13 protein-coding genes and 1 tRNA gene are annotated in these 12,020 nt (G+C 61.2%); 2 read left to right on the forward strand and 12 right to left on the reverse strand.

Translation table 11 applies throughout. The annotated features are described in order from the left end of the window. Positions 1-4: 4 nt before the first annotated feature. Positions 5-81: transfer RNA gene (locus tag D2V07_RS13850), tRNA-His, on the reverse strand. 196 nt (positions 82-277) lie between these two features. Between D2V07_RS13850 and D2V07_RS13855 the strand changes: the two genes are divergently transcribed. Further along, complete coding sequence (locus D2V07_RS13855) at positions 278-910, forward strand: prolyl hydroxylase family protein (protein WP_119587605.1); 633 nt, start codon at positions 278-280, stop codon at positions 908-910. A gap of 68 nt (positions 911-978) precedes the next feature. On the opposite strand, the gene rpmE is transcribed toward D2V07_RS13855, so the two are convergent. The 10 genes from rpmE to pyrH form a co-directional block, all read right to left on the reverse strand. Further along, the gene (rpmE, locus tag D2V07_RS13860; RefSeq protein ID WP_119587544.1) at positions 979-1,206 is read right to left on the reverse strand and encodes a 50S ribosomal protein L31; all 228 of its coding nucleotides are present in this window, start codon (positions 1,204-1,206) and stop codon (positions 979-981) included. 95 nt (positions 1,207-1,301) lie between these two features. Further along, the gene (fabZ, locus tag D2V07_RS13865) at positions 1,302-1,757 is read right to left on the reverse strand and encodes a 3-hydroxyacyl-ACP dehydratase FabZ (RefSeq protein ID WP_119587545.1); all 456 of its coding nucleotides are present in this window, start codon (positions 1,755-1,757) and stop codon (positions 1,302-1,304) included. A gap of 23 nt (positions 1,758-1,780) precedes the next feature. Further along, positions 1,781-2,437: an OmpH family outer membrane protein gene (locus D2V07_RS13870; RefSeq protein ID WP_119587606.1), complete on the reverse strand. Its 657-nt coding sequence runs from the start codon at positions 2,435-2,437 to the stop codon at positions 1,781-1,783. An 11-nt stretch (positions 2,438-2,448) separates the two neighbouring features. Next, entirely contained in the window at positions 2,449-5,154 is a 2,706-nt protein-coding gene (gene bamA / locus D2V07_RS13875; protein WP_119587546.1) for an outer membrane protein assembly factor BamA, read from the reverse strand. A gap of 189 nt (positions 5,155-5,343) precedes the next feature. After that, a complete protein-coding gene (gene rseP / locus D2V07_RS13880) occupies positions 5,344-6,417 on the reverse strand; it encodes an RIP metalloprotease RseP (RefSeq protein ID WP_119587607.1) in 1,074 nt (357 codons plus the stop codon). 52 nt (positions 6,418-6,469) lie between these two features. Further along, on the reverse strand, positions 6,470-7,630 hold the full coding sequence (gene dxr, locus D2V07_RS13885) for a 1-deoxy-D-xylulose-5-phosphate reductoisomerase (RefSeq protein WP_119587547.1): 1,161 nt from the start codon (positions 7,628-7,630) through the stop codon (positions 6,470-6,472). Next, positions 7,627-8,412: a phosphatidate cytidylyltransferase gene (locus D2V07_RS13890; protein WP_119587548.1), complete on the reverse strand. Its 786-nt coding sequence runs from the start codon at positions 8,410-8,412 to the stop codon at positions 7,627-7,629. Before D2V07_RS13890 ends, dxr begins: the two co-directional genes overlap by 4 nt. Next, positions 8,399-9,040, reverse strand: coding sequence for a polyprenyl diphosphate synthase (gene uppS, locus D2V07_RS13895; protein WP_119587608.1), 642 nt, complete (start codon positions 9,038-9,040; stop codon positions 8,399-8,401). The genes D2V07_RS13890 and uppS overlap by 14 nt, the downstream gene beginning before the upstream one ends. A gap of 60 nt (positions 9,041-9,100) precedes the next feature. Beyond that, positions 9,101-9,655 (reverse strand): ribosome recycling factor, encoded by a 555-nt coding sequence (gene frr / locus D2V07_RS13900; RefSeq protein WP_119587549.1) that lies wholly within the window; start codon positions 9,653-9,655, stop codon positions 9,101-9,103. A 5-nt stretch (positions 9,656-9,660) separates the two neighbouring features. Further along, positions 9,661-10,380, reverse strand: a complete 720-nt coding sequence (gene pyrH, locus D2V07_RS13905; RefSeq protein ID WP_119587550.1) for a UMP kinase — start codon at positions 10,378-10,380, stop codon at positions 9,661-9,663. Positions 10,381-10,561: 181 nt separating this feature from the next. On the opposite strand from pyrH, the gene D2V07_RS13910 reads away from it, so the two are divergent. Then, positions 10,562-10,927: a cupin domain-containing protein gene (locus tag D2V07_RS13910; RefSeq protein ID WP_199698800.1), complete on the forward strand. Its 366-nt coding sequence runs from the start codon at positions 10,562-10,564 to the stop codon at positions 10,925-10,927. A 65-nt stretch (positions 10,928-10,992) separates the two neighbouring features. Here the strand turns inward: D2V07_RS13910 and tsf are convergent, their stop codons facing one another. After that, positions 10,993-11,919, reverse strand: coding sequence for a translation elongation factor Ts (gene tsf / locus D2V07_RS13915; RefSeq protein WP_119587552.1), 927 nt, complete (start codon positions 11,917-11,919; stop codon positions 10,993-10,995). Positions 11,920-12,020 lie beyond the last annotated feature (101 nt).

Raw genomic sequence — 12,020 nt, forward strand, 5'->3', positions numbered from 1 at the left:
AAAATGGGGCGATCGAGGGGTCTCGAACCCCCGACCTCCGGTACCACAAACCGGCGCTCTAACCAACTGAGCTACGATCGCCACAAGAACCAGGCACACATGCCGAGAGGCGGCCTGTTAGGGGTCTGCGCCGGTCGGTCAACCCGCATTCGGCGCGGGCGCGAGCCTGTTGCACAATTCATTGTTCGTGCAAAGTGAAAAGTGCGCGGAAACGCGCCAAACGCAAGAAAATTTCGCGGGCTTGAAAGCCCGTCGCCCTCCCCTAATGATTACAAGCATGACGACTCCGGGCAACACCTCCCCCGCCATCCTGATGCAGGACAAGCGCGTGCGGCACGTGCCGAGCTCGCGGCTTACACTACTCACCGCTGCGGAGTTCCTCCCGCCGGACCTGTGTGAAGGGCTGATCGCGCTGATCGACAAGGACCGCCGCCCGTCCACTATCGCCGATGCCAACGGGGACGACTACTTTCGCACGAGCGAAACCTGCGATCTCGATTCTGGAGAGCCGGCGGTCAAAGACCTCGAGAACAGGCTGTTCGCTTTGAACGGCATCGACCCGGCCCATGGCGAACCGGTGCAGGGCCAGCGCTACGCGGTGGGCCAGGAGTTCAAGGCGCATACCGACTATTTCGAACCGCAAGGTGCCGATTTCGAGAAATACTGCGGCGTTGCCGGAAACCGGACCTGGACCTTCATGGTCTATCTGAACAAGGTCGAAGCGGGCGGTGCCACCCGCTTCAAGGTCATCGGCAAGACATTCCAGCCCGAGACCGGGCGTCTGCTATGCTGGGACAACAAGCGGCCAGACGGCACCTGTAACGCCGCCACTCTGCATCATGGCATGAAAGTGCGCGCCGGGGTGAAATACGTGATTACCAAGTGGTATCGCGAAAGGCCGTGGGGCTAACCTGAAACAAAAAGGGCGGCCCCGCAGGACCGCCCTTTCATGAATTCGTCGCCACGTCGCGAAGAAGCTTACTTCTTCTTGAGCGAAAGACCGCCGAAGCGCTTGTTGAACTGGGCAACGCGGCCGCCGTCCTGAAGGCGCTGCGGACCGCCGGTCCAGGCCGGGTGGCTGGTCGGGTCGATTTCGAGATTCATCGTATCGCCCTCGCTGCCCCAGGTGGAGCGCGTCTGGAATTCGGTACCATCGGTCATCTTGACGTTGATCATATGGTAATCGGGGTGCGTATCGGCCTTCATGGCATTGTCCTTTGCGTTCGACCGGTTCCGACCGATCTGCAGATGGGTATTTCGAGAAGGCGCGCGGTTAGCGACCAAGCACGCCAATTGCAACCTTATTCGGGCGGATCGGCGATCATCGCGGTGAAGCTGACATCGCAGGTCACCTTGTCATCGACGCTTGCCTTGCCTTCGAACTTGCAGATCTTGCTGCGTTGCTGGGTGAAGGCAACGTCCAGCTTCAACAGGCAGCCGGGCAACACCGGGGCGCGAAACTTGGCGTTCTCTATCGCCATGAAATAGACGAGCTTGCCGCTGTCGGCCAGATCGAGCGTTTCAATCCCGAGAATACCCGCGGCCTGTGCCAGCGCCTCGATCTGCAACACGCCTGGCATGATCGGACGGCCGGGAAAGTGCCCCTGGAAGAAACCTTCATTGAAGGTCACTGCCTTGGTGGCGCTGATCCGTTCCCCCTTCACCAGCTCGTCGACCCGGTCGACGAGCAGCATGGGGTAACGATGGGGCAGAGCCTTGAGAATCCTTACGACGTCGTAATCCGGCGTTTCGCTCATGACCCTGCCCCTTCGAACTTGACTTAGCGGCCGGTTGCAGCCGGCTGCTGCGGTGCAGCGGCCTGGGCAGCTGCGGCGGCTTCCTGCTGGGCACGCAATTCGGCCGGCAGCCAACCGTTGGGCGGAACCAACTGAGCGGTGGGAATCAGCGAATTGAGCTGAGCCAGAACGGCTTCGTTCAGGTTGTGACTGGCTTCTGCGTGAAGAATGGTTTCCGGCGAGATGACGAGGGTCACACCCTGCGCGCGCGCGGCATTCTGGATAGCCGTGCCCAGCTGATCGCGAATCTGTTCTTCGACATAGGCCTGGCTCAGTGCGACCGGTGCGAGAATCTGCTGCAGTTCGTTCTGGCCGTTCTGCTGTATCTGCTGGATCTGGGCGGCCTGCTGCTGCAACGCTGCCTGGTCTGCATTGGGCTGCTGACGGGCGGTGTTGAAAGCCTGCACCAGCGGATCGAGCTGCGCCTGAATGGCGGCGCGACGGGTCTCAGCCTGCTGGAACTGCGCGGCATAAGTCGTCTGGCGCTGTTGCTGCGCGGTCTGGTAAGCCGAGGAATTGGCAACCACGGCCGTCACGTTGACGAATCCGACACGCTGGTTTTCCTGGGCAGCTGCGGGTGCAACGGTAACGGGCGCGACAACTGTCGCGGCAGCGAGAACGGCACCGAGCGCCGATTTCATGACAATATTCATTAGAATTGCGTTCCTACGTTGAAGGAAAAGGTTTTCGTTTCGTCCCCGCGCTCAGATAGCACATCGTAAGCTACATCGATCCTGAACGGACCGAAGGGCGAGTTCCAGTTCACGCCGATACCCGCGGTGACGCGAGGCGAAGGCGTGTCACCAAGGAATTCCTCGGTAAACGGCGGAAGCTGCTGGCCTGCAGGTTCGTTAACGCGGCCATCAGGTCCCACGAGGTTGGTGGTGAGCAACGACCCGATGATCTGGCCATTGTCGCCAAGGATGGTCTGCACGTATAGGGGATTGCCCTGCCCGTCGCGTTGCGGGATGAACAGGCCGTCCGGCAGCGGGCTCTGGGTGAGCTGCGGCGTGTCCACGTTGAACACGGAGCCGACATCGACGAAAACCGACGGACGCAAGCCCAATTCGCGCGCGCCAGAACCCAGAGGAATCTCGATTTCCGCACGGGCAAGGTAATAGGCCTCGCCGCCCAGCGCATCATCCTGGTTGCGGCGATCACCCAGCGGAATCAGGACCTGGTTGTTGTTCTCGTCACGCTCGTAGAAGCGGCGGACCACGCGCGGGCCTACGCCGCGAATGTCGAAACCGCGGATCTGGCCTTCACCAAGGAAGAAGCGGTCCGTAAGCAGCACGTCGTCGCCAAGACCATTGATGTAGCCGCCTTCCAGGCGGAGCGAGCCGATGAAGCCCGCGCCCAGCGGCCAATACTTGGCGGCATTTACGCGAGTGCGGACATAGCGCGTGTCCCCGCCCAGTCCGGCGAACTGCAACTGGAGCTGCACGTTCTCACCGCGAGTCGGGCGAATACGGCTGTCTAGCGTGCTGTAATTCAGCGTGAGGCCGAGGATGGACTGCAAACGGTCGCCCAGCGCGTCGCACAGGTAGCGTCCTGCCAGCAGCGGCTCGCACTGCGACACCCCGTCTCCGTCGAAATCGGCGAAGAACTGCTGTTCCGCCACGGTCACCTGCTGGTAGTTCAGCGTATAGCTGCCCAGCAAGCTCATGTATTCAGTGAGCGGAACACCCATGCGCAGAGAGATGCCGGTCGTGGCCTGCTCGTACGTCGCATTCCGGCGGTTGAAGTACCCGTTATTGTAATCCTGGCGGTAGATGTCGAAGCCCAGCGCGATATCGCGGTCGAACACCTTGGGCTCTGTAAAGCTGATGTTCGCCGATCGCGAATAGCGCGAATAGTTGACGCCAAGACCGATGGTCTGGCCGCGACCACGGAAGTTGTTCTGCCGGATCGAGCCGTTGAAAATGAAGCTTTCGAGCGAGGAGAAGCCAGCCGACAGTGAAAGTTCGCCGGTCGGCTCTTCCTGCACGTTGGCCTGCAGGATGATGCGGTCGGGGCTGGAACCTTCGACCTGCTCGACCTCGAAGTTTTCCTGGAAATAGCCCAGCGAATTTATGCGAGCGGACGAACGGGCAACTTGCAGCGAGCTGAAGGCATCGCCCTCCGCGATACGGAACTCGCGACGGATCACCTTATCCTGCGTGAGCGTATTGCCGTTGATCTCGATCGCCTCGACATAGACGCGCGGCGCGTCGGCCACGGTGAAGGTCACGTCCATCGTGCGGGTTTCGGGATTGCGCGTGATACGCGGGCGCACGTCGGCAAAGGCGTAGCCAAAGGCACCGGCGGTCTCGGTCAGACCTTCTATGGTGTTGTCGATGAGTTCGGCATTATACCAGTCGCCGTTCTCCATCGAGAGACCGGCAGAAAGCTGCTCGGAAGAGAAGTCGCGCAACTGGCTGACGACTTCGACATCGCCGAATTTGTAACGCTCGCCCTCTTCGACGACGTAGGTGATGATGAAGTCGCGCTTGTCCGGGGTCAGTTCGGCCACTGCGGAAACGACGCGGAAATCGGCATAGCCTTCGGTCAGGTAAAACTGGCGCAGTTTCTGCTGGTCGAAGGCAAGGCGATCAGGATCGTAGCTGGTGTTGGAGCTGAAGAGGGCAAACAGACTGTCTTCGCGCGTCACCATCTCGTCGCGCAGGTCACCGTCGGAGAACACCTCGTTACCGATGATGTTGATCTGGCGAACCTTGGACTTGGGACCTTCGGAAATCTCGAAGATCACGTCCACGCGGTTCTGGTCCAGCATGACCATCTGCGGCTCTACCGTTGCGGCAAAACGGCCCTGCCGCTTGTACAGCTCGATAATGCGGGCAACGTCGGCACGCACGCGGCTGCGGGTGAAGATCTGGCGGGGCGCCAGGTTAATTTCGGGTACGATCTTATCGTTATCGATCCTGCGGTTGCCCTCCAGGATGATGCGGTTGATGATCGGGTTTTCCTCCACCGTGATAACGACCGCGCCGGTATCTTCGTTGAAGGCAATCTGGAAGTCGGCGAACAGTTCGGTCTGCGCGAGATCGAGCAGCGCCTGGTCACCGGCCGCAGCCGTATAGGTCTGGCCGGGTCGCAGCTGGATGTAGGAAACGATCGTTTCCGGCTCCAGCCGCTGGGCACCAGCTACGGCGATCGACCGGATGAGGTTGTCCTGCTGCGCCTGCGGAACCTCCGCCTGAGCAGTGGCAGCATCCTCCTGCTGCGTGGCGGCCGTCGACTGCGCCTGCGCATCGACATCCTGTGCCAGCGCCTGCGCGGGCAATCCTGCAAGCATCGTGCAACCCAGCAGGGTCGCCGCGTAATGCTGGGAAATTATCGTCCTGGCCTTGGAACCCATTATCCGTCCACTCTTGTCGACACTATCGCATCGGCGAGGCGGTAAACTGGTACGCCCACCCCCTGCGAGCATCAGTTACCTGTCTCAATCGCGAAAAGCGCCCTTGCCCGATGCCAGTCTGGCAATCAAGTTAAGTTGCCCCATTTCGCGCGATAAGTGCCTTTCTATCCCCACTCGGGCTTGCAAAGCCTAGCTGCCGAAAATCGGCAATTTGGCAATATCGATGACGGTCACGAACAGCATCAGTCCCAGCACGAGAGCCATGCCGGTACGGAATGCGAGTTCCTGACTACGCGGGCTGGCTGGCTTCCGACGGATCGCCTCGACCGCGTAGAAAGCCAGGTGCCCGCCGTCGAGTGCGGGAATTGGCAGCAGGTTGATGAATGCCAAATTAAGTGAAATCAGTGCGGCGAAGCTGGTGAACTCCAGCCATCCCAGGCTCAGCTGCTCTCCGGAAACTTTCGCAATCGTGATCGGCCCGCCAAGCTCCTTCACGGAGCGATCGCCGACTACGATCTGCTTGATACCGACCAGCATCATGTCCACCGTATCGAGTGACTGATGCCACGCCATGCCTACCGCGGTGATCGGCCCAACCGGTTCGAAAACGGGTTCGACCGCAGAGCCATAAACACCGATGACCCCCACGATGGTGGCATTGCCGAACTGGTCCACGCGCTCGTCAGACAAGGTGGTGACGGGAATGGTCACATTCTCGCCTCCGCGCTCGACGGTTACGTCCAGTTCGGTCTCGGGATAGAGCATGACCTCCATCACCAGATCGCGGTAAGAGCCCACCGCTTCGCCATCTACGGCGACGATCCTGTCGCCGACGCGCAAGCCCGCCTGCTGCGCGGGCGAGTTTTCGGAGAAGCTCGAGATGACGGTTTCCTGCGCCTGTTCCGTCGCAACAGGCCGCCCGAAAACCATGAAGAATGCCGCGAAGATGGCCAGCGCCACGATCACGTTTGCCACCGGACCTGCTGCCACTATCAAGGCGCGCTTCCACAAGGCCGCATTCTGGAAATCGCCCTCTCGCACGGGCGCATCTGCATCCGGCACGCTGGCAGGGTTCATGTCACCCTGGAACTGGACATAGCCGCCCAAGGGCAGCGCCGAGAGCTTCCAGCGGGTACCGCGCTTGTCGGTATATCCGGCGATTTCCTTGCCGAACCCGACCGAAAACGCCTCCGCCCCAACGCCAAACCAGCGGCCGACGAGGTAGTGGCCCAGTTCGTGCAGAACGACCAGCGGGCCAAGCATCAGCAGGAAGCCGAAGATATAGACCCAGAATGGCAGCGTTTCGAAATTCACGTCAGGCTATCTCCAGCATTTCCCCGGCGCGCGCCCTCGCCTCTGCATCGACAGCGAGTACGTCGTCGAGCGTTTGTGGCGCAGGGGGCGCGTAATTGTCGAGAGTTCTGGCAGATAATGCCGAAATTTGCGTGAACCTGATCTGACCGGCAAGAAATGCGGCCACCGCCACTTCGTTTGCGGCATTGAGAACGGCGGGAGTGCCGCCCCCTGCGTGGGCGGCTTCGCGGGCCAGCTTCGTCGCGGGAAACCGCTCTTCGTCGGGGGCGAAGAAGCTGAGTTCGCCGATCTTTGCAAGATCCAGCGGCTTGCAATTGGTATCCATTCGCGCCGGGTATGCCAGCGTCGAGGCGATCGGAACGCGCATGTCGCTGGGGCCAAGCTGAGCCAGCGTGGAACCGTCGCGGTATTCCACCATCGAATGGATCACGCTTTGCGGGTGGACGATGATGCGCAGCCGGTCCAGCCCCACGGGGAACAGGTGGAATGCCTCGATGAATTCCAGCCCCTTGTTCATCATCGTGGCGGAATCGACGCTGATCTTTGCGCCCATGTCCCAGTTAGGGTGGGCAACGGCCTGGGAAGGGGTCGCAGCGTCCAGTTCTTCCAACGTTTTCGTACGGAACGGCCCGCCGCTGGCGGTCAGAGTGATCCAGCGTACATCGTCGATGTTATTACCCGCAAGGCACTGGAAAATAGCGTTATGCTCGCTGTCGACCGGCAGCAGCGCGGTGCCGTGCTGCGCGACCAGTCGGGTCATTACCTCGCCCGCAGAAACCAGCGCTTCCTTGTTTGCGAGAGCGACCGTGTTGCCCTGCTCTATCGCGCGCATGGTGGGCGCCAGCCCTGCGCAGCCGACGATGGCAGCGACGGTTATGTCGACAGGACGCGCGGCGGCATCGCACAGCGCTTCGCGCCCGCCGGCCGCCTCGACCCCTGTTCCAGCAAGGTGCTGCTTGAGTTCAGGCAGGCAGGCCTCGTCCCCTACCACCGCGATCTCGGCCTCGAATTCGATGGCGAGCTTCGCCAGCTTCTCCGCCGAGCAATTGGCGCTCAGCGCGCGCACGGTCCAGTTGGCGCGATCATTGCGGATAAGATCGAGCGTGGAATCGCCGATGGAGCCGGTCGCACCGAGAAGAGAGATGGAGCGGGGTTCGCTCATAAATCACTTACAGTCATAAGATGCGAGATAAGCACTGCTCCGGTTACATTTGCAACCGCCAGCAATCCATCGAGCCGGTCGAACAAGCCGCCGTGACCTGGAATCAACTTGCCGGAATCCTTGAGACCCGCGCGGCGTTTCATCCAGCTTTCGAGAAAGTCTCCGGCCTGCGCGACAACCGCCAGCAGCGCGCCTGCGATCATGCCGCCGACCAGCGGGACCGGCATTCCGGTATCCTGCATGGAAATATAGGCCACGACCAGCGCTGCGCAGATCATGCCGCCAAACAACCCGGCCCATGTCTTCGATGGACTGATGGCCGGGGCGATTTTCGGGCCGCCGATTGTACGCCCGCTGAAGTAGGCGCCGGTATCCGTTGCGATAACGATAGCGACAATGCCGATCAGGGCCCACGGGAGCTGCCCCTCGGAAAGGCCCATCGCTTCGCCGTTCCCGAGCACGCCGATGATGGCCGCTCCGAACCCGATATAAAGGACGCCCAGCACAAGAGCGATCACGCGCCACAACGGGCTCTTGGTAATGCGCCAGACGATCGCGCTCCATTCGTAGAACACGCCCAGGCCGAGCAAACCCGCAAAGATTGACCAGATCCAGCCCCCGGCCCAGATAGCGCCCGCGACGATGGCAAGCATCACCACCGCGCTGGCGGCACGTTTCGGCAAATCGCCGGTGCGCACCGAGATCGGAACGGTGACAGCCTTCCTGGCGTAGCGCTTTATCCGGTCGCGCTTGCGTTCGTTTGCGAGGTCAGCGTCCTCCATATCGGCGCTCCCTCCTTGCGAATTCCTCGCAGGCCGCGCGCAGTTGTTCTTCGCCGAAATCGGGCCAGAGCACGTCCATGAACAGCATCTCGGCATAGGCCGACTGCCACAGCAGGAAGTTCGACAGGCGCACTTCGCCGCTGGTTCGGATCAGCAGGTCGAGCGGCGGAAGGTCGGCGGTGTAGAGGTGGCGTTCGATGCCCTCGGGCGTAATATCGCCCTCCTCTGCCGCCAGCCGCGCGGCGCGGGCGATCTCCTGCTGCGCACCGTAGTTCAGCGCCACGGCCAGCGTACGCTCGCCATTCTTCGTGCGGTCCAGCGCGTCTTCAAGCTTTTCGACAATGTCGGGCGCAAAAGCCTTGTAATCGCCGATAATCTTCAGGCGCAGGCCATTCGCCACGAAGGCATCGAGCTCGCGTTCGATGAACCTGCGCATCAGGTTCATCAGGTCGGAAATTTCGCCTTCCTCGCGCTTCCAGTTCTCGCTGCTGAAGGCATAGAGCGTCAGGCATTCGAGCCCAAGCGTCTTTGCCGCCTCGACCGTGCGCTTTACCGCGTCGCCGCCCGCCTTGTGCCCCATCGCGCGCGGCAGGGCGCGCTTCTTGGCCCAGCGTCCGTTGCCGTCCATGATGATCGCCACGTGGCGGGGTTGAGAACTTTCGGACACGAGAAGAATGCTCCTGGCGCTTTACTGCGTCAGGATTTCCTGCACCTTCTTCTCGACCGTGGAATCGGTTTCGCTCACGTACTTGTCGGTGAGTTTCTGGACCTCGTCTTCCAGCCGCTTGCGATCGTCTTCCGAGATTTCCTTCTTCTTCTCGTCTTCCTTCAGCGCATCGTTGGCATCGCGGCGCACGTTGCGAATGGCGATCTTGGCCTTCTCGCCATAGTCGGCAGCCAGCTTCGCCAGTTCCTTGCGGCGTTCCTCGTTCAGGTCCGGCAGCGGCAGGCGGATGGTCTGGCCGTCCTGCATGGGGTTGAGGCCGAGATTGGCCTTGGAAATGCCCTTCTCCACGGCGCTGACGTTTGCCTTGTCCCACACCTGCACGCTGAGCATGCGCGGTTCGGGGGCGGAAACGGTCGCCACCTGGTTCAGCGGCATCATCGAGCCATAGACTTCGACCACCACGGGATCGAGCAGCGCGGTATTGGCGCGGCCCGTGCGCAGGCCTGAAAGATCCCCCTTCAGGCTCTCCACGGCGCCAGCCATGCGGCGCTCGATATCGGCCTTGTCGTATTTCATCGCTCTCAATCCTTCTTTACAATCGTCTGCACGCCCTCGCCCGCCAGCACCCGCGCCACATTGCCCCGTTCGCGGATCGAGAAGACCACGATGGGAATGGCGTTGTCGCGGCACAGGGCAACAGCAGAAGCATCCATGACTTTCAGGTTATTTGCCAGCACCTTGTCATAGGTGACTGTCTCGAAACGGGTGGCATCGGGGTCGCGCTTGGGGTCGGCATCGTACACTCCGTCGACGCTGGTGCCTTTCAGCAGCGCATCGCAGCGCAGTTCCGCCGCGCGCAGGGCTGCACCGCTGTCAGTAGTGAAATAGGGTGCGCCCACGCCGGCTGCGAAAATGACAATGCGGCCCTTGGCAAGATGACGTTCTGCCCGGCGGCGGATCACCGGTTCGCAAACTTGGTCCATCTGGATGGCGCTCTGCACGCGGGTGTCGACGCCCAGCTGCTCCAGCGCACTTTGCATGGCCAGCGCATTCATCACCGTCGCCAGCATGCCCATGTAATCGGCCTGCGCACGGTCCATCCCCTGAGCCGCGCCCGCCATGCCGCGGAAGATATTGCCGCCGCCGATGACAAGACAGATTTCCAGCCCTGTCTCCCGGGCTGCCTTCACCTCTTCAGCCAGGCGCAGCACGTAGGCCGGGTCAATGCCGAACTCCTGCTCTCCCATCAGCACCTCGCCCGAAAGCTTGAGCAGGATGCGTTTGGCGTCGGGCAAGAGCATGGGGGCAGATTCCTATCGGGCAGCGGGGTTTGCGGGCTTCTAGAGCGGACATGGCTTGATGCCAAGTGGCGAAGCCCGCGCGAGAATGCTTGCGTGCCTTCATCGGAAGAAATTCCGTTTGCCAAGTCGAACAAGCTCGCACACCTTTCTGTCTCTGCCCGAAGACCCAACGGAGACTCTCTTGCACCAGCCGTTCAATCTGCTTGCCGCGTTCGACCGCGTGACGGACTACTGGTCACCCAGGGTGATTGGCCAAGTGAACGATCAGTTACTCAAGATTGCGAAGCTGAAAGGTGAATTCGTGTGGCACGCGCACGAAAACGAGGACGAACTGTTCCATATCGTTCGCGGATCGCTGCTGATGCAGTTCGAGGACGGCGAAGTCCTTCTTGAAGAGGGCGATGTACTGACAGTGCCGAAAGGAACGATGCACAACCCCGTAGCCGAAGAGGAGTGCTGGGTCCTGCTGATCGAACCTGCCGCCACCAAACACACCGGGGATGTCGTGACCGAACGCACGCGTTCGCTGGAAGACCAGCTCGGCTGAAAGCAAAAAGGCCGCCGAACCCGAAAGTCCGGCGGCCCCTGAAAAGCTTTCGGATGTAAGTCCGATCAGCCGCCCACGGCAGCGGCGACTTCTGCGGCGAAGTCGCTTTCTTCCTTCTCGATGCCTTCGCCCAGCTGGAAGCGGACATAGTCCTTGAGGACGATTTCCTTGCCGGCTTCCTTGCCGGCAGCGGCGACCACATCAGCAATCGCGGTCTTGTTGTCGATCACGTAGACCTGGCTGAGGAGAGCGTTCTCCTTGGCGTATTTCTTGATTGCGCCGTCGACCATCTTTTCCTGCACGTTTTCGGGCTTGCCGCTTTCGGCAGCCTTCTCGGCAGCGATCTTGCGCTCGCGCTCGATCACTTCGGGGTCGAGGTCTTCGGCGGTCAGCGCCAGCGGGAAAGCGGCGGCGATGTGCATGGCCAGCTGCTTGCCCAGCGGTTCCAGAACGTCAGTACCGGCTTCGGATTCCAGAGCGACGAGCACGCCGATCTTGCCGAGGTTCGGAGCCTGCGCGTTGTGCATGTAAGGCACGATCAGGCCGTTGGAGACAGACACGCTTTTCATGCGGCGAACCTGCTGGTTCTCACCGATGGTGGCGACGTTGTCGGTCAGCTTCTCGGCCACGGTGCCGCCGTCGGGGTAGGATGCGGACTTCAGCGTTTCCACGTCGTCGGTGTCCATGCCCAGAGCCACGTCGGTGGTCTTGCGGACGAAATCCTGGAACTTCTCGTTCTTGGCGACGAAGTCGGTCTCGGAGTTCACTTCGACGGCAACGCCCTTGGTGCCTTCCACGGCAACGCCAACGAGGCCCTCGGCCGCGGTGCGGCTGGACTTCTTCTGCGCGGTGGCAAGGCCCTTGGCGCGCAGCGCGTCGATCGCGGCTTCGATATCGCCATCGGCGGCTTCCAGAGCCTTCTTGGCGTCCATCATGCCCGCGCCGGTCTTCTCGCGCAGGGCTTTCACATCGGATGCGGAAAATGCAGCCATGTTTCTATTCCTTCAGATTGGTTTTGTGCCGGTTCACGGCGATGCGTGAACCGGCCCATTGTGCGTAGATTGTGACGCGCAGCTTACGCGGCGCGCATCAC

Source organism: Aurantiacibacter zhengii, from assembly GCF_003584125.1.
Taxonomy (GTDB): Bacteria; Pseudomonadota; Alphaproteobacteria; order Sphingomonadales; family Sphingomonadaceae; genus Alteraurantiacibacter; species Alteraurantiacibacter zhengii.